We start from the raw sequence: 17,287 nt of genomic DNA on the forward strand, positions 1-17,287 counted from the left end.
CGTCCCGGCGCCGCGGTTCCTACTCGGCGATCAGCGTGCCGGTATAGATCACCGGTCCCGTGGGCTGGCCGCTCGGCGAGCCGCCCGGGGGCTCCACGGAGACCGCCAGAACCCCGTCCGGCGCGGTGCCCTGCGGCAGGCTCACCCGGCTCGCGCCAGCCCCGACGAGGCCGAGCGGCTTCGGCCCCTCGGCGCCGACATACCACAATTGCAGGCTCCGGCCCGCGGGCGCCTCGGCCCCGACCGGCCGGACCTGGGCGGTGCCGGTGCGGGTGTCGACGCGCACGATCAGGGCCGGGAGCGCGCCGCCGCCCTGGACCACCGCGAGGTAGCGGCCGCCCTCCGGTTCCGGCCGCTGCCCGACCGCGACGAACAGCGCCAGCCCCGCCGCCAGCAGCCCGGCCCCCGCGGTGGCGATCCGCCAGCGCCGGACCTGCCGGCGCAGATGGGCGAGGGGATCGTGCGACCCGCCGGACCCGGCCGCCAGCGCCCGCAGCAGCGCCGCCCGCACCCGCGGCGGCGGCGCCACCGGCGGGATCGCGGCGAGCAGCGGCGACAGCCGCCGCTCCCAGGCCCGCACCCGGCCGGCAACGGCGGCATCGGTGGCGAGGGCGCGCGCCATCGTGTCCCGCTCCCCCGGGTCGAGGGTGCCGAGCACGTACTCGGCCGCGCGCAGGTCGGGATCCGAAGCGGGATCCGAAGTCGGGTCTTCGGGGCCGCCGCTCACGAGACCGCCTCCAGGCAGGTCTTCAGGGAGGCGAGCGCCCGATGCAGCCAGGTCTTGATCGTGTTGACCGGCCGCTCGTAGCGCTGGGCCAGTTCCTCCCGGGAATGACCCTCGCAATAGGCCAGCATCACGCAATCCCGGTGCGCCGGCTCCAGCCGGCCCAGGCAGGCCGCGAGGGCGTCCCGGTCCAGGAACGCCGCGGCGTCGTCATGCGGGTCCATCAGCCGCGCCACCCAATCCTCGCCGTCGTCCCGCACCGGCCCCTGAACCTCCACCGATCCCTTCCGGCGCAGGCCGTCGATCGCCCGGTTGCGGGCGATCGTGCACAGCCAGGCGAGCGGGCGTCCGGCCTCGGGGTCGTAGCTCCCGGCCGCCTGCCAGATCCGCAGATACGCGTCTTGAAGGATATCCTCGGCGAGCGACCGGTCGCGCTGGATACGCAGGATCACGCCGAAGAGTTTCGGGCTGGTCAGATCGTAGAGCTCGGCCAAAGCCGCCGCCTCGCCGCGCCCGATCTCGAACAGCAGCCGCCGCAGCCGGGCCTCGTCGGCGCCGGGAAGACCCGGCGGCACCCGGTCCGGGGTCGCCCCCGCGGCAAAAATCGGTCCGGCCAAGATCCGTTCCCGCACCCGCGCGCCCGTTCCCCTGCCGGCCGCGTTTCCGTAAGATAGATCTAAGGGCCCCCGCGCGTCCTGTCACATCGCCGGCCCCGCACAGGATCGTCGATGGGCCGTCTGCGCGCACGATCCGCGCGCGGCGCCGCGCCACGGGTGTCGCAGGCCGCGCGGACCGCCTATCTAAGTCCGATTTCGCGCGTCCGGTGGCGCCGGCGCAGGGGCGAACCAGCCGAAGGAATCTCATGGCGACGCAGGGCGAGTGGAAGATCCCGGCGCAGGCCCAGCCCAGGCCGGCGGATTACGGCTACGATCTCGATCGGGCGCTCTCGTCGGTGCTCGCCCTGTCGGCGCGGGTGCCGGAGAGCGCCTTCACGGCCGAGACCCTCGGCACCGAGCGCGCCGGCAACGGCGTGGTGATCCGGGAGGACGGGCTGGTGCTGACGGTCGGCTACCTGGTCACGGAGGCCGAGAGCGTCTGGCTGACCACCCGGGAGGGCCGCTCGGTGCAGGGCCACGTGCTCGGCTTCGATGCCGCCACCGGCTTCGGCCTGGTCCAGGCGCTGGGGGAGCTCGGCGTCCCGGCCCTGCCCATCGGCCGCTCGGCCGGGCTGAAGACCGGCGACCGGGCGGTGGTGGCGGGGGCGGGCGGGCGTCAGCGCTGCGTCGCCGTCGAGGTCGTCGCCCGGCAGGAATTCGCCGGGTACTGGGAGTATGTCCTCGACGAGGCGCTGTTCACCGCCCCGGCCCACCCGCATTGGGGCGGCACCGCGCTGATCGGCGCGCAGGGCGAGCTGCTCGGCATCGGCTCGCTGCAATTGCAGCAGGGCGGCGGCAGCAGCGCGCGCCCGATCAACATGGTGGTGCCGATCGACCTGCTGCCGCCGATCCTCGACGACCTGGCCACGCGCGGGCGCGCCAACCGGCCGCCGCGGCCCTGGCTCGGCCTCTACGCCACCGAGAGCGAGGAGGGCATCGTGGTGATGGGGCTCGCTGATGGCGGCCCGGCCGAGACTGGCGGCCTGCGCAGCGGCGACGTGATCGAGGCGGTGGCCGGCGAGCCGGTCCCGGACCTCGCCGCCCTGTTCCGCAGCATCTGGGCGCTCGGCGAGGCGGGTGTGCGCGTCCCGCTCACCGTGCGCCGCGACGGTCGCGGCGTGAAGCTCGCCCTGGTCTCGGCGGACCGGGAGCGGTTCCTGCGCACGCCCTCGCTGCACTGACGGGCGCCCGCGAAACCGTCGCCGCCGCGGCCGCGTTTCCCGGATGCCGACGCGAGCCTGCACGGGATACAACCTCAGGCTCAGGGTCGGTTCAGGCGACGGGGCCGAGTCTCTCTCGACCGGCACCGATCCGCCGGACGCTTCGAGGAGATCTGTCATGGCGATTCTGAGCGCACCGCGCGCGAAGGTACTCGTTATGGCCGCCGCGATCGCCGGCGGCCTCGGGCTCGCGGGCTCCGCCCAGGCGGCGGGGGGCTGCGGCCCGGGCTTCCACCCGAATCCCTGGGGCATCTGCCGCCCGAACTGGGGACCCCGGCCCTACTGGCGCCGGCCGGTCTATTACGGCGGCTACGGCTATGCCCGGCCGCGGCCATTCTACCGACCCTATGACCGGCCCTACGGCTTCTACGGCCCGCGCCCGTTCTACTGAGCGACCGGGCTCGACCGCACTGCGAAGGGCGCCCCGCCGGCCGGTGGGGCGCCCTTCGCGCGTTCAGGCCGGGTCTCACCATGCGCACAAAGAATGACCAGCCGGGAAGGTTGCCGGTTTCTTAAGCCGACCATGCGGCCCGTGCAGACCAGATCCTTGACCTTTTGACTCCTGCTGCGCCGCGGCAGGTTTATATGTGCATTGCACCAACAAGAGGCAGCGATGCGCAACGGCGCGCCATCCACTGCCTGAACAGAGGTCAATGAACTCCATGTCCGCCGCTCGTAGCGTCCTGAGTCGCGTCCGCGCCTATCTCCGGTACCGCGACACCGTCTCCCAGCTCTCCCGCCTCTCGGATCGCGACCTTGCCGATCTCGGCATCAACCGCAGCGAGATCCACGGCATCGCCCGCGTCTGATCTCCTCGACCCATCGCGATTTCATTCAAAGGACCGCCGCCCGTTGATCCGGGCGACGGTCCTTCGCTATTCTGGGATATGACACAAACCGTTCACATCATCGGCGGCGGGCTGGCGGGCTCCGAGGCGGCCTGGCAGGTGGCCGAGGCCGGCCATCGCGCCGTGATCCACGAGATGCGCCCTGTGCGCGGCACCGAGGCCCACCAGACCGACGGCCTGGCCGAACTCGTCTGCTCGAACTCGTTCCGGTCGGACGACCCGGAGAGCAACGCCGTCGGCCTGCTGCACCAGGAGATGCGCTCCTTAAGCTCGCTGATCATGCGGGCGGCCGACGCCAACCAGGTGCCGGCGGGCGGCGCCCTCGCGGTCGACCGCGAGGGTTTTTCCGCCACGGTGACCCGGACCCTGGAGCAGCACCCCAACGTCACGATCGTGCGCGGCGAAGTCGAGGGCCTGCCCCCCGAGGAATGGGGGCCCTGCATCGTCGCCACCGGCCCGCTGACCGCCCCGGCGCTGGCCGAGGGCATCCGGGCCCTCACCGGCGCCGAGTCCCTCGCCTTCTTCGACGCCATCGCGCCGATCGTCCACCGCGACTCGATCGACATGGACGTGGCGTGGTTCCAGTCCCGCTACGACAAGCCCGGCCCCGGCGGCACGGGGGCCGACTATCTCAATTGCCCAATGGACCGGGCGCAGTACGACGCCTTCGTGGCCGCCCTCGTGGCGGGTGAGAAGATCGGGTTCAAGCAATGGGAGGGCACGCCGTATTTCGACGGCTGCCTGCCGATCGAGGTGATGGCCGAGCGCGGCCCCGAGACCCTGCGGCACGGCCCGATGAAGCCTGTGGGGCTCACCAATCCGCGCGATCCGCAGGTCAAGGCCTGCGCGATCGTGCAGCTGCGCCAGGACAACGCGCTGGGCACCCTCTACAACATGGTCGGCTTCCAGACGAAGCTGACCTATGCCGAGCAGGTCCGGATCTTCCGCACGATTCCGGGCCTGGAGCGGGCCGAGTTCGCGCGGCTCGGCGGCCTGCACCGCAACACCTATCTCGACAGCCCGCGGCTTCTGGACGCCACCCTCCGGCTGAAGGCCCGGCCCGCCTTGCGCTTCGCCGGCCAGATCACCGGCTGCGAGGGCTATGTCGAGAGCGCCGCGGTCGGGCTGATGGCCGGCCGGTTCTCGGTCGCCGAGGCGGCGGGCCGGCCGCTTCCCCCCCTGCCTCAGACCACGGCGCTGGGCGCGCTTATCGCGCACATCACCGGCGGTCACGTCGCGGCCGACGGCGAGGCCAACGCCCCGCGCTCGTTCCAGCCGATGAACGTCAATTTCGGCTTGTTCCCGCCCCTGGCCCAGGCCCCCCGCAACGAGACCGGCCGCCGCCTGCGCGGCCCGGAAAAGGCCGTGCTGAAGCGGCGGGCGCTCACCGATCGCGCTCGGGTTGATCTCGGTGCCTGGATGGCCGGCGCCCCCGTGGCGGATTGGCGGCTGGCGGCGGCGGAGTAGCCCCACTTGGACGGCGCGGGGCTTCGGGAAGGCACCGCCACCCAGGGTTAGGTTATGCTGGTTCTGCACCAACGGTTGCCGCCTCAAACGAGGTGACTATTCAGAGCGGTTTCCGATCGCGTTACAAGTAGTAGGTCCAATATACTATGGATATTCAATGATGGGAATTGGTCAGTCGTCACCTCCAAACTCGATTGTTCTATAATTTAATCAATACAAATTTAATTTTGCACTTTCACGTAAATTGTCAAGGAAGTAACAGGCTTCGTCGCGCCCACTGAGGGCAGAAATATATAATAACTTTATTTATTTTTATCCGACATCAATTCAACATTTTCGCGTTGATTTTTCCCGGCCCGCAAATTAATCTGTCAGACGGCACTTTGCAGCTTACCCAATCTAGGTCAATATTGGAATGCAACCGCTTCTATTCAAATTGGCTGAACCTGTTCAGGATTACAATCCTGAAACGCGTCAGCGGATTATTTCAATTTTGAGAATGCTGGAGCCGCACCATATTGAAGGAATAAACAAGGTCCGTTTGGGTCAGATGAACGACGGCGGCTATGTTATGGCCGATGACTTTGACGGTATAACCACTGCTTATTCACTGGGAATCAATAACGATGTATCGTGGGATCTCGACATCGCGCATCGAGGCATCGATTTATTTCAGTACGATCACACTATATCAGGTCTCCCCCTCAACCATCAACGGTTCAATTGGAAACCTTTTGGTATCGCAGCTCAAACCAGCCTAGACGGTCGAATCAAGACTCTTCAAGAAATAATATTGGAGAATGGACATGAAAGTTCAGGAAATATGCTGCTGAAATGTGACATCGAAGGTTATGAGTGGGAGGTTTTTGCCAATCTAGATGTATCTTTTATAAGACTTTTCCGGCAGATCGTCATAGAAGTTCACGCGTTCCAGGAGCTTCGTCGCTCCGATTTCGCCGAGATCGCACGCCAGGCGATCAGTAATCTTACTGCGTACCATAAAGTTGTGCACGTACATGCTAATAATTACGGGCCATGGGCCGTATTAGGCGGTGTGCCTTTGCCGACTGTCTTGGAATTTACTTTGGTGCATTGTGATCGAGGTGTGATGAAACCTTCGTACGAGCATTTTCCGACTAAGCTCGATATGCCAAATAATCCAAAAATTTGCGATTTTCCTCTTGGGGATTTTCGAATGTAATCTTAAGGAAGTCAAGTTCTTCAAATCTTTGATGACTCATGAAACGAGTTGGATAGTCATTGTTGCGAGTAGGAGAGTGGCTACCGCTCTGCTATCCATCCGCAATGGTTTTAATCTGGACGGACCAGCACTGTATTGGGCTGAATCCGATTTGGCACCGGTTCTGGGCACTGTGCGAATAAAGGCCCGCTGCGCTCGGCCATTACAGCTATCAGTAGCTGTCCGTCATCGCCCGCCACCGGCGAAACCACTGGTCTGTCGGTAACAACGGCGTCTCCAAGCCGTTCTTGAAGCGCCTGCTCGACTTGTTCACAGGCGCAGGGTCGGCGGCAAATCGCACGATCATCCCCTCTTCAGCGGCGCCGGCTGGCACACCGAACCGGGGCTGCATGCTGAAGGGCATGCGGCTCGTTGACCGGCCCTCCACAATGCCGAACGGCTGCCAGGTCAAGCATCTCGATCGCTGCATCGACGAGGCCATCATTAACCGCCACTTCGACCGGAGGGTCGACATTCGATCCCGCATCCAACATGTCTGTTCAGACGTCAAGGTCGCTCGCAGCACCCCGCGCGTAGCGACCTATAACCAACGACAGCCACAGAAACTCAAACGGAGCTAATCATCCAGAAACAGTGTGATACATCACCAGCGGATCTGATAAGTCTCGATGGTTTCAGTGGGCAATTCTGCTCGACAGATGAATTCGAGGTTTAGATTGTATGGTGCGTGGTTGAGTTCAACGCCTCGTCCCGTGCCGTTACGCCAATCGAACCGGACCTCATGATCTGCTGGCTTATCAGGGTTGAGGGGACCGGCGGCATGGCGGGGCTGCCCCTCCGTTATGTAGACGAATGGATGAGGCCTAAGTTTCTGAATGATTTGTTGGATATCAGCGTTCGGCAAGTGCTGTAGTACCTGCCGGACGAGATAAACATCTGCATCTGGCAGCGGATCCATGACTGCGTCAAGGATTCGGAAGGACACACGCTCACTGGCATACTGTGTGATATTATAATCTACGAGTTCTGGAACGATGTCGCATCCTATATAGATATCTCGCGTTTGGCGCGCGATTTCCGCACCGATTGCAAAATCACCACAGCCGACATCGACGATCGTTAAAGGGCGTCTCAGCTGCGCACGCAGAACATCAAGTTCCGCGACGATCGCTTTAATGTATGTTTCCGCGACCGAGCCTCGTGAGCCGATACCCGAGAAGAAGCGGGTTTGGCCGTCAGTGCCCCACAATCCTTTCGCGTAGGTTTGCTGAAAGGCGGCTTGCCGGCTCTGATGCTCCGACGTTGCCGATGATGCGCCTGCCATGCCGAAATCATCGGGTAAATGGCTGACATATGGCTTAGCCCAGCGCGCAAAATTGGTGTCCAGTCCCCGAACATGTCCAGGAGTCAGGTTCTTAAGCCATTGCCAGGATAATGATTCCCAAAGGTGTGTGGCAAAACTTTTTGAAATATCGATCGGCGTGTTGGAGTTGAATATCCATTCGATATGTGAATCGGTCCAAAGTGGCCAATAAAAAGCGTCATGATCTAGGACCGTGACTTCCGTCGGAAAGAGGCGATACATAAACGATGGTAATTGAACAGAATGTTCGCTCCAAAATGGGTCATGAAGACTTTTCCCGCCACGAAACCATTTGTACTGATCAAACCACCGTGTGATAAAAAGGGAGTGCGGTTGTGCCAAAATGACGGCATTTGCAACACCATACTGACCCTCAAGCCCTTCCTGGCCCAGAACAGCTGCATGGTTCAAAAGCGAATCAAAACTACGGTGAACCATAACATCGGCATCAAGATAAATGCCGCCGCGCTCAAGCAAGGCAATCAGGCGCACGATATCAGCACGGTGCGCTGGGTTAAGTAACGGGCGGCCAAATATTTCCTGTGGCGCTTCAATTTTGATTTTTGTCACAAGAGGTTCGGTTAACTTCCACCACTGAGTTTGCGGCTCATGGGCATAATAAAAATACACAGCATCAGGTTTTATATGCTCAATCGCACTGCGGAGGCAGACATAGTGCGCGAGGCTCCAAGGCTTGCCCCCAAAATCGTCTGCCATGCCGAAGCAGTAATGTAAGATCTTGGGAATTGCCATTGTCTGTGTTCCGAGCTGTACGGGGGCGGTATGTAGAAACTGCGAGTACTTCTTGGGGTTAGAAACCTGACTCGCCGCGGTGTGCAGCCAATCTGGAAAATAACCTCTCGTAAAAATCGACGACAATGCGGCATATGGAGTGATATATTGACTTATTGTACAGTCGACGCGTGTTGCTATATAAAATTTTCAAATTGACGTCTCATTATGGGTCCTGGGATGAGAATTTCTGATCGTAAATATACTTGACCGCGCGACGGTGAGTTCAATATCACTCATAGAATGACTCGCTCCCCGAGCCAAGGGCATCAGATTTCCAAGTTAAAAATGATTTTATCTAACAATACTTGAGTCGGAGACCAGATTTTCTTCAATGATTAGATTGTATCGGCTGCTTTATTTTGTTGATTGTGTATTTGCGATTTGCGATTAAATTTTAATCAACTGACAAAAATATTTTCAATGAGACAGGTTAATCCCATCGTGATGAATTGAGTCGATGCAGTAATATCAGTGGAAGTACAAATAAACATAGCGGATGATTTGATTTTTCACCTCTTGAAATCAGGGGTAAATTTTAAATCAACTACTTAAATATTTGTATAATAACTATCGTAACGAGGCGTGACAATTATCTCTCCGTCTAGTATATCTGGCTTCGAGAACTCGCCAGGCGCATTTGTTTAATAATTACGTTGGATAATTTCAGTGAAGTTTTCAGTTGTAACTCCATATTACAAAGAACCGAATGAAGAGTTATCTATCGGGCACAAGAGTGTGCTCCAACAAGACATCAAAAATACCCACATCATGGTTGCGGATGGCCATCCGAATCCGGTGGTGTCCAGCTGGGACTGCCAGCACATCGTCTTGCCGTCCGCCCACCGCGACGCGGGCAATTTCGCTCGGGGTGTCGGCGCGCTGCACGCGTTCCAGAGCGGCGCCGAGTATGTCTGCTTTCTGGACGCCGACAACTGGCTCGAAACCAATCATGTCTCAAGTCTCTATGAGGCAGTATCGAAATCTGGCGCCGATATAGGCGTTTCACGAAGGATGCTGCGCCGCCTCGATCGCAGCATCCTCGATCCGTTCGATTGGGAGAGCGACGGTGTACGGTTCGCCGACACCGGGACGGTAATGCTGAGTCGTTCGGCGATCGAGATCGCGGCTCTATGGGCGACCTTGCCGGGCGGTCTCAGCGGCTCAGGGGATCAGATCATCTGGTCTGCGATCAAGCAAAGAGGTTTCAAAGTTGCGCTGACCGAATTGGCAACGATGAACTACAAAACGAAGTGGGCCGTTCATTACACGGGGCGCGATGAAGAGGCGCCGGAAGGGACCGTCGATCTCAGCTACGTGCGTGCGGCCGACGAGTATTGGCGGCTGCTTCCCGAGAGCGAAAAACGCCGCCTCATAACGGGACGCACCTGAGGAGCAGCCCCACTGATGCGGTGATCGCGGGACGCCTGTCCACCGAAGCAACGCGGCACTCTTCCAACCGTTGACTCCCATCAATGCCGGAGGGCGGCCATGCGGATCCGCAAGGAAGCGACCTATGACGGGGTGTGGACCGTGTTCGTCGGCGACGGCCTCTGCTTCAGCGACCTGAGCGGGCCGGCCGCCGACGCGCTGGTGGCGGCGTTCGCGCGGTTCGCCGACGCGGGGGATTGAGCCTCAGGCGCCCGGGATCAGCGACTGGATCGGGATCAGGTCGGGGCGGTATTCCTGCATTCCGCCGGCGATCCGCTCCTCGACGGCGTCGAGGAATTTCTCGGGGTCGGTGATCGAGCACTGGCGCAGGTCCCAGAAGGCGTAGCGCCACCAGCGCACCGCCAGGTAGCGCTCGATCAACGTGTCGGGGAAGCGCATCTTCACGACCCGGGCCGGGCTGCCGGCCACGATCGCGTAGGGCGGCACGTCCTTGGTCACCACCGCCATGGCGCCGATGATCGCCCCGTCGCCGATGGTGATGTCGGGCATCAGGAAGGCGCCGTGGCCGATATAGACGTCGTTGCCGATGCGCACGCGCTTGGGCCACAGATAGGGGCCGCAGATCTCGTAATCCTCGGCGCGGGGATCGAGCCGGTCGAACACCGCCGAATGGTGCGTGTAGAACAGCGGCGAGGTCGAGCCGCAATGGACCGGGTGGCTGCCGCGCCCGACCTGCACGCTCTCGCCGATCGAGCAGTAGCGGGCGATGTCGGCTCCGAAATAATAGCCGCTCACCGCGTACGAGAACGCCCCCATGGTGAGGCAGTAATCGATCCCCATCCACTTGATGCTGCACGGCGGCTCGAAGGTGCAGTCCTCCGGCAGGCCGAACGGGGCCGGATGCAGCACCGAGATGCCGCGCCGGAGCATCTCCTGCTTCATGTCCTCGTTGACGGAGATCATGCGGCGTCCTCGTCGAGTGGGTTTTGCGCCCCGGACAGGTCCAGGACGTAGTAGTCGCGCATCAGGTCGTCGTAGTCGGCCGCCTGGATCGGCACCGAGAGTTCCCCGGCAGCCGAGATGTCGATCGCCAGCAGCCGGTCGTTGAAGGCGGCCGGGTCGCTCAGGAGGGCGTAGGGCAGGACGTGGCCGTTCGGGTAGGCCCGCAGCCGGTCGCCCTGGGCGCCAAGGTCGAAGGCGACCACCGGCAGGCCTGTCCGCAATCCCAGCGTCAGGGCGTAGGAGTAGGTCTCGGGCCAGATCGCCGGCAACAGGACGAGGTCGGCGGAACTCCGCCCAACGAGGTCGAGGGCCTCGTCGTCGCCGGTGTAGCGCCCCGTCTGGCTCACCCCCGCCCGCTCCAGGCCGACGGTCAGCGCCGGATCCGAGAAACCCACGATCGCGAACCGCAGCGGCAGCTTGCGGTCCTGGGCATCGGTGGCCAGCGCCTGGAGGAACAGGCCGCCCTTGGTGGCGCTGATCGCGCCGAGCACCGCGACCCGGCGCACCCGGCCCGGCCGGCGCAGGGCGGTGGAGCGCACGCTCCGGGCGTGCTCGACATGCGGCCGCACCGTGATCGCCAGATCCGGGTACACCGCCCCGATCCGACCCGCCGTGTCACGCGACGGCGCGAACACCCGCGCCGCCCCGGCCAGGAACCGCCCGAACACGGCCCGGCGCTCCTCCGGGTCCGGCTCCTCGTAGCCGTCCGCGTCCGAGGCCAGGCAGTCCCGGCACACGGGCACCGGCGCCAGCCCACAGTAACGCCCATCCGGCATCACCAGGTGGTTGCGGTGGCACACCGGTGAGAAGTCGTGCAGCGTCCAGGCATAGGGCCGCCCCGAGCCGGACACGAGGTCCATCAGCACGCGGGCCGCGTTCCAGCGCAGCCCCGCCAGCGAGTGCACGTGGATCAGGAGCGGCGCCAGTTGCGCGATGAACGCCGACACCGCCTCGGCGTCGCGGGGCAGGTACAGGCTGTCCAGGCTCGGCAGGTACACGAATTCGTGGCTGCGGTACGAGACGTTGACCTGGATGTTCCGGGCCCGGTCGACCGAGAGCAGCACCACGGCCGTGCCCTCGGCCTTCAGCCGGGCGATCATGTCGTCGATGTGCCGCTGGATGCCCCCGCCCCAGCTATGGGTCACGAACAGCACAGCCCGGCCGCGGAAGTGCCGGGCGAGCCGATACAGGTCGAGCCGCGCCCGCCCCCGCCGGCCCGGATCCGCCTGGACGAACTGGCCGACCACAGCCGGGTAGTCCGGGTGCTTGGCCAGGAGCGCGGCCTGGCCCTGGTCGTACTCGCCGCCCGGGTCGAGCCCGAACGAGATCTGCCCGGCATGGTAGACGTACACGTCCTCGGCCAGCAGGTTGGAGAACCCCGCCTTGCGGGCGCGCATGCACCAGTCGTTCTCCTCGCCGTAGCCCTTGCCGAAGGCGATTTCGTCCAGCGTGCCGACCGCGTCGAGGGCCTCTGCCGTCATGTACATGCAGAAGCCGACGCCGGTGGGCACTTCGACCGAGCGGCCGCGGTTGAGCGTGCTGGCGGCCTGGTCGAGGTCCGGCCGGGGGATCTCCAGCGCCATGGTGTTGTTGGCGTTGAAGCGCGGGTAGCTGCAGATCGTGGCGTTGTTCGACAGCGGCGTGACGCTGCCCACCGGCGGGCGGCCTTCCGCTTCGGCACTCTCGGCGTGGGCGACGAGCCGGTCGAGCCAGTCGCCGAACACCTGGGCGTCGGAGTTGAGCAGGACCACGGCCCGGCCCTGGCGCAGACCGAGCCCGCGGTTGACCGAGCGGACGAAGCCGAGGTTTTGCGCGTTCTCGACGAGATGGAACAGGCCGCGGCCGGCGAGGTCTTTCAGGTCCGCGGTCAGGTCCGGGTCGGGGGATCTGTCGTTGACGGCGAGCAGGGTGAACGGGGTCTTTTGCGGGGCGGAGAGGCAGGCGTGGATGGCGCGCAGGGTCTCGCCGCGGCCCTTGTAGACCGGCATGATCACGACGACCCGGGCCTGGGCGAGGGTCAGGGCGCGGGGCAGGGTGTCCCAGTCCTGCGGTTCGGGGGCCTCCATGGCCGGCCAGCTGCCGAGATCCTCGGGACAGCCCATCAGCCCGGCGGCGCGGCCGGTGCGCACGTAATGCAGGAATGGCGTCTCGCCCGGCGCGAACAGGTGCCCGTAGGTCTCCGCGTAGAACGCGATCGAGAACCGCTTGCTCGGGTCGCGGCCCTCGTGCTGGCCGTAGGCGACGAAATGGGCGAGCAGACCGCCCGCGGCGCCGGCGACGTCGGGATTGCGCTTCGCGTAGTACGCCGCGTCGAAATACGGCTCGAACAGCCGCGCCTGCTCCGCCAGGGCGTCCGCCTCGGAAGGCGGTGGGCCGTAGCGCGGGTCGAACCTCCCGGCCGCGATGTCGGTGCCGTGCAGCAGCGCGGTGGCGAGGTGGTGGACCAGGGGCGCGATGCCGGTCTCCCGCGCCCAGGGATGCGCGTCGAGATAGGCCTGCCCGTTGAAATCTGCGCGCGGATTGCGGCCCTCACGCCAGCCGGTGTCGCAATAATCCCGGACCGCATCCACGTCCTCCGCTAGGCCGTAGCGCTCGCGGTAGAAGGCGTGGTCGAAATGGAAAGCCGCCAACCCGGCCTGAAGGTCCAGAGACGCGGCCCGGTTCAGGGGCCTGCGCCCGATCGCGCCGAGCCAGAGCGTGTCCTCCACGGGCGGACGCGCCGGGCGCAGGCCGCAGACCCGCAGCAGCGCGTCGAGCGTCGAGCGCCCCGGGCCCGGATCGCGCAGCTCCCGCCAGCCGCTGGTGGCGAAGTGCAGATAGGGCGCGGTCTCCCGGGCGTCCGCGTAGGTCGCCCGATACCAGGCCTCGTCCACCGCCGGGACGTTCAACCTGTCCGTCCCGGAGAACGGTTTTTTGCCGGAGAGCCGCGTCTCGGCGACATACCGGAAGAACGGGTCGCCGATCACCGCCCGGCTGCCGGCCCGTGCCTGCACGTAGCCGGCCGGGTCGAAATCCTGGCGCGGGCTGCGCATCGCCCGCCAGCCGCCGGCCACGTAGGCCCGCAGCAGCTCCGCGTCGGAGGCCTCCTCCGCTCCGTCCAGCCCTTGGCGAAAATAGGCGGCGTCGAAATAGGGCGCGAGCGTCTCGGCCTGGAGTCCGAAAAAATCCTCCGGCTCGGGCCGGGCCGGGCCGCCGTGCAGGACGTAATGCACCAGCGGATTCTGGGTCGCGTACGAGATTTTTCGAGTCAGGCAATAGGCCAGGGTGTCGAAGTGCGGCGACGGCTCGCGGCCCTCGCGCCAGCCGGAGGCCATGTAGTGGGCCACCGGGTCGACGCCGGCCGCCTGCAGGTCGGGATTGTGGGCGAGGTAGAACGCGCCGTCCACGAGGCGGCGGGCCAGGCGCTCGGCTTGCCTTGTGTCGGGCTTGGGCAGGTCGCCACCCTTGGTGCGCTGCGCCGTCACCCAGTGCAGGAACGGGTTGATGCCGGCGGCAGCGAGATACGGCCGCGCGGCGAGGTAGTCGGCGGTGCAAAAATCCGGTCGCGGATCCCGGCCCTCGCGCCAGCCGATTGTGAGGTAGTCGCGCACGGGATCGACCGTGATGCCGTACCAGCTCGCGTAGAAGCCCGCATCGACATACGGCTCCAGCGCCGCGATCAGGCGTGCTTCGAGATCGTCGCCGGCACCCGCGCCGGCCCAGCGGGCCTGCAAGGCGGTGGCCCGGCCCAGCGGATCGCTGATCCGGCGCCAGCCGAGGCGCAGGGCGCGCGCGGAATCGACGGCGCCGCGCGCGACCGGCCGGCCGATGCGGCGCTTGAACCGCCCGAGGGTCGGGGGCAAACCGAGGCGCATCTCAGGGCTCTGCGGGGGAACGTGCGCCGCGTGCCGTCACGAGGCGCGGCATCCGTCGGCCACCTTCGGGGTCGACGCGGTCGAGGCGCTGGTCTCGGATCGGCTCATGGTCGGCAGCGTCGGGGGCGTGCGAGGCGCGGAGGCGGGCGTCGCATTCTTCGCCCGTCGAACTAACGGAACCGGCCGAGTCCGTAAACCATGGCCCGGCCCGTCCTCGGCCTGCGCGGCTGCGCGACCCGGCATGGCCGCTTGTCGGGGACCGGGGCCCGCTATATCGAAACGCCGACCCATCGGGACCGGATCGACGCCATGCGCCGCCTCGCCGGCTTTCCCTTCCGGCATCCCTGCTCGACCGATCCCTTCGATGCCGACCCGCGGACCCCTCGACGCCGAACAGGCCGCCGCCCTGGAGACCGCGATTGCCGCGGTGGAGCGGGCGTGAGCGGCCGGAGTCCCGCCCGTGCCTGATCCAGAGCTGGGCCGCCTCGCGCTCGGCATCACCCTGTTCCGGCCGAGCCGGGACCAGGTGGACCGGGTGCTGGCGCACGCCGCATCAGGATTCGCCGGGGTGATCGCCTTCGACGATGGCGGCCTGCCCGACGCGGAGGCGGAACGTCTCGCCCGGGCCGGCGTGACCCTGCTGTCGGCGGGGCGCAATGTCGGCATCGCCGAGGCGCTCAACCGGATCGCCGCGGCGGCCCGGGCGGCGGGCGCGAACACCCTGCTGCTCCTCGACCAGGATGCCGAGCCGCCCACCGGGCTGGCCGCGGCGCTGCTCGCCGCCCGCGTCCGGCTCCAGGAGGCCGCGATCCCGGTGGCGGTCGTGGGGCCGGCCCCCGCCCCGGCCGCCGGCCACAAGGCGCCGTCCTACCCGCCCCGCCCCGGCGCGCCGGCCTGCGGCGCCCTTCCCCCAGCCTGCGGCGTCATCTCTCAAGCTTGCGGCGTCCTCGCCCCGGTGCAGTTCCTGGCGACCTCGGGCTCGCTGATCGACCTCGACGCCCTCGCCCGGATCGGGCCGTTTCGCGCCGACTTCTTCATCGACGGCGTCGAGCTGGAATGGTGCTTTCGCGCCTGGAGCCTGAGCTTGGGCTGCTACCTCGCCCGGGACGTCGCGATCCCGCACCGGGTCGGGGGCGGGGTGATCCGTGGGTTCGGGGTCGCGATGCCGCGCCAGCCCCTGTTCCGCATGGCGACCTACCTGCGCAACGCCATCTATGCCTGGCGCCTGCCGCACGTGCCCCTGCGCTGGAAGCTCGCCCAGGCCGCCTATCTGCCGCTCCAGGCCGGGCTGTACTGGGCGGATTCGGGCTGGCGGCCCGCCGTGCTGCTGCGGCTGCTCGGCGCCGTCCGCGACGGTGCCCTCGGGCGCCTCGGCCCGCCCCGGGATCGCCCATAGGATCGCCCATGACCGACCGCGCCGTCCTCGACGTGGTGATCGTCAACTGGAACGGCGGCGCCCTGCTCCGGGCCTGCCTGGCGAGCCTCGCGGCCGTGCAGGAGGCCGCGTCCGTGCAGGTCATCGTGGTGGACAACGGCTCCCAGGACGGTTCGGCGGACGACCTGCCCGCCCTGCCCCGCCCGCTGAAGCTGATCCGCAACGCTGAAAACTTCGGCTTCGGCCGGGCCTGCGATCAGGGCGCCGCCGCTGGGGACGCCCCCGCGATCCTGTTCCTCAACCCGGACACGCAGGTCGCCCCCGACGCCCTCCGTGTGGCCCGGGATGCCCTGACGGCCGATCCGCGCACCGGGATCGTCGGCGCCCGGCTGGTCGACCCGGACGGCCGGACCGCCCGCTCCTGCGCCCGGGCGCCCACCGGTCTCGGCCTCCTCGGCCGCGCCCTCGCGCTGGACCGGCTTGGCCTCGTCCGGCCGCATTTTTTGCTCGAATGGGATCACACCGACGACCGCGCCGTCGGCCAGGTGATGGGCGCATTCCTGATGATCCGCCGGGACCTGTTCGCGGCCCTCGACGGCTTCGACCCGCGCTTCTTCGTCTACTGGGAGGATGCCGACCTCTGCGCCCGCGCCCGAGCCGCCGGCTTCGCGGTGCGGCACGTGGCCGGGGCGGTCGCCCACCATGTCGGCCAGGGCACGACCCGGCAGGTGCGGGCCCGGCGCCTGTTCTACTTCCTGCGCAGCCAGATCCTGTATGCGCACAAGCATCACGGCCGGGCCGCCGCCCTCGCCCTCACGGGGGCGAGCTTTTGCGCGCAGGTGCCACTGCGGCTCGCCCTGGCGCTGGTCCACCGCTCGGCCGCCGAGGCCGCCGAGGTGCTGCGCGCGGCCGGCCTCCTGGCGGCGGCCCTGCCCGGCCTCGCGCCGAAGCTGTTGCGGGGCCGGTGATCAACGGCCGATATGGGCCACGGAGGCGATCTCCACGAGGGCGTCGGGCTTCACGAGGCCGCACTGGATGCAGTAGCGCGCCGGCTTCTCGCCCGGAAAGTAGGCCGCGTAGACCGCGTTGATCGCCGCGTAATCGGCCCAGTCCTTCAGGAAGACGTGGTTGAAGGTCACGTCGTCCATCGTGCCGCCCGCGGCCTCGACCACCCCCTTGATCGTCTCCAGCACGTGCCGGGCCTGGGCGCCCGCGTCGCCGACATGGACGACGTTGGCGTCGGCATCGAGCGGCAGCGTGCCCGAGACGTACAGCACCCCGTCGGCCAGGGTGCCGGGCACGTAGGGGGCGAGCGGCTTGCCCGTACCCGGCGGAATGACGACCTGCTTCGGCATTTTTCTTCGGACTTTCGCGGTGCGGGTTCGGGGACGGC

General features: G+C 65.9%; 16 protein-coding genes. 10 read left to right on the forward strand and 6 right to left on the reverse strand.

The window, feature by feature from the left end:
* Nucleotides 1-19: 19 nt before the first annotated feature.
* The gene (locus tag MKL20_RS09930; protein WP_244036528.1) at nt 20-727 is read right to left on the reverse strand and encodes an anti-sigma factor domain-containing protein; all 708 of its coding nucleotides are present in this window, start codon (nt 725-727) and stop codon (nt 20-22) included.
* Nucleotides 724-1,299 carry a sigma-70 family RNA polymerase sigma factor gene (locus MKL20_RS09935; RefSeq protein ID WP_409568140.1) on the reverse strand — a complete coding sequence of 192 codons (576 nt, stop codon included), beginning with the start codon at nt 1,297-1,299 and terminating at the stop codon, nt 724-726. Before MKL20_RS09935 ends, MKL20_RS09930 begins: the two co-directional genes overlap by 4 nt.
* 287 nt (nt 1,300-1,586) lie before the next feature.
* Between MKL20_RS09935 and MKL20_RS09940 the strand changes: the two genes are divergently transcribed.
* The 6 genes from MKL20_RS09940 (at nt 1,587) to MKL20_RS09965 (ending at nt 6,736) form a co-directional block, all read left to right on the forward strand.
* Nucleotides 1,587-2,561, forward strand: a complete 975-nt coding sequence (locus MKL20_RS09940) for a S1C family serine protease (protein WP_244036529.1) — start codon at nt 1,587-1,589, stop codon at nt 2,559-2,561.
* A gap of 157 nt (nt 2,562-2,718) precedes the next feature.
* Nucleotides 2,719-2,991 carry a GCG_CRPN prefix-to-repeats domain-containing protein gene (locus tag MKL20_RS09945; protein ID WP_244036530.1) on the forward strand — a complete coding sequence of 91 codons (273 nt, stop codon included), beginning with the start codon at nt 2,719-2,721 and terminating at the stop codon, nt 2,989-2,991.
* A gap of 271 nt (nt 2,992-3,262) precedes the next feature.
* Nucleotides 3,263-3,409 (forward strand): DUF1127 domain-containing protein, encoded by a 147-nt coding sequence (locus tag MKL20_RS09950; RefSeq protein ID WP_007566967.1) that lies wholly within the window; start codon nt 3,263-3,265, stop codon nt 3,407-3,409.
* A 78-nt stretch (nt 3,410-3,487) separates the two neighbouring features.
* Nucleotides 3,488-4,915, forward strand: a complete 1,428-nt coding sequence (gene trmFO / locus MKL20_RS09955; RefSeq protein WP_244036531.1) for a methylenetetrahydrofolate--tRNA-(uracil(54)-C(5))-methyltransferase (FADH(2)-oxidizing) TrmFO — start codon at nt 3,488-3,490, stop codon at nt 4,913-4,915.
* A gap of 415 nt (nt 4,916-5,330) precedes the next feature.
* The gene (locus MKL20_RS09960) at nt 5,331-6,116 is read left to right on the forward strand and encodes an FkbM family methyltransferase (protein ID WP_244036532.1); all 786 of its coding nucleotides are present in this window, start codon (nt 5,331-5,333) and stop codon (nt 6,114-6,116) included.
* Nucleotides 6,117-6,403: 287 nt separating this feature from the next.
* Entirely contained in the window at nt 6,404-6,736 is a 333-nt protein-coding gene (locus MKL20_RS09965) for a hypothetical protein (protein WP_244036533.1), read from the forward strand.
* Nucleotides 6,737-6,759: 23 nt separating this feature from the next.
* Here MKL20_RS09965 and MKL20_RS09970 read toward each other — a convergent pair whose 3' ends face one another.
* Complete coding sequence (locus MKL20_RS09970; RefSeq protein WP_244036534.1) at nt 6,760-8,232, reverse strand: glycosyltransferase; 1,473 nt, start codon at nt 8,230-8,232, stop codon at nt 6,760-6,762.
* A gap of 708 nt (nt 8,233-8,940) precedes the next feature.
* On the opposite strand from MKL20_RS09970, the gene MKL20_RS09975 reads away from it, so the two are divergent.
* Nucleotides 8,941-9,663: a glycosyltransferase family 2 protein gene (locus tag MKL20_RS09975; RefSeq protein WP_244036535.1), complete on the forward strand. Its 723-nt coding sequence runs from the start codon at nt 8,941-8,943 to the stop codon at nt 9,661-9,663.
* 99 nt (nt 9,664-9,762) lie between these two features.
* A complete protein-coding gene (locus MKL20_RS09980; protein WP_244036536.1) occupies nt 9,763-9,903 on the forward strand; it encodes a hypothetical protein in 141 nt (46 codons plus the stop codon).
* 3 nt (nt 9,904-9,906) lie between these two features.
* Here the strand turns inward: MKL20_RS09980 and MKL20_RS32955 are convergent, their stop codons facing one another.
* Nucleotides 9,907-10,626, reverse strand: a complete 720-nt coding sequence (locus MKL20_RS32955) for a CatB-related O-acetyltransferase (RefSeq protein ID WP_279594651.1) — start codon at nt 10,624-10,626, stop codon at nt 9,907-9,909.
* On the reverse strand, nt 10,623-14,519 hold the full coding sequence (locus MKL20_RS09990) for a glycosyltransferase (RefSeq protein ID WP_244036537.1): 3,897 nt from the start codon (nt 14,517-14,519) through the stop codon (nt 10,623-10,625). The genes MKL20_RS32955 and MKL20_RS09990 overlap by 4 nt, the downstream gene beginning before the upstream one ends.
* 460 nt (nt 14,520-14,979) lie before the next feature.
* Between MKL20_RS09990 and MKL20_RS09995 the strand changes: the two genes are divergently transcribed.
* Both MKL20_RS09995 and MKL20_RS10000 read left to right on the forward strand, forming a co-directional pair.
* Complete coding sequence (locus MKL20_RS09995) at nt 14,980-15,915, forward strand: glycosyltransferase family 2 protein (RefSeq protein ID WP_244036538.1); 936 nt, start codon at nt 14,980-14,982, stop codon at nt 15,913-15,915.
* 8 nt (nt 15,916-15,923) lie between these two features.
* Nucleotides 15,924-16,862 carry a glycosyltransferase family 2 protein gene (locus tag MKL20_RS10000; protein ID WP_244036539.1) on the forward strand — a complete coding sequence of 313 codons (939 nt, stop codon included), beginning with the start codon at nt 15,924-15,926 and terminating at the stop codon, nt 16,860-16,862.
* Here MKL20_RS10000 and rutC read toward each other — a convergent pair whose 3' ends face one another.
* On the reverse strand, nt 16,863-17,249 hold the full coding sequence (gene rutC, locus MKL20_RS10005; protein ID WP_244036540.1) for a pyrimidine utilization protein C: 387 nt from the start codon (nt 17,247-17,249) through the stop codon (nt 16,863-16,865). It abuts the gene before it with no gap.
* Between the last annotated feature and the right edge of the window lie 38 nt (nt 17,250-17,287).

The sequence above is a fragment of the Methylobacterium sp. E-066 genome (genome assembly GCF_022829635.1).
In the GTDB taxonomy this organism is placed as follows: domain Bacteria; phylum Pseudomonadota; class Alphaproteobacteria; order Rhizobiales; family Beijerinckiaceae; genus Methylobacterium.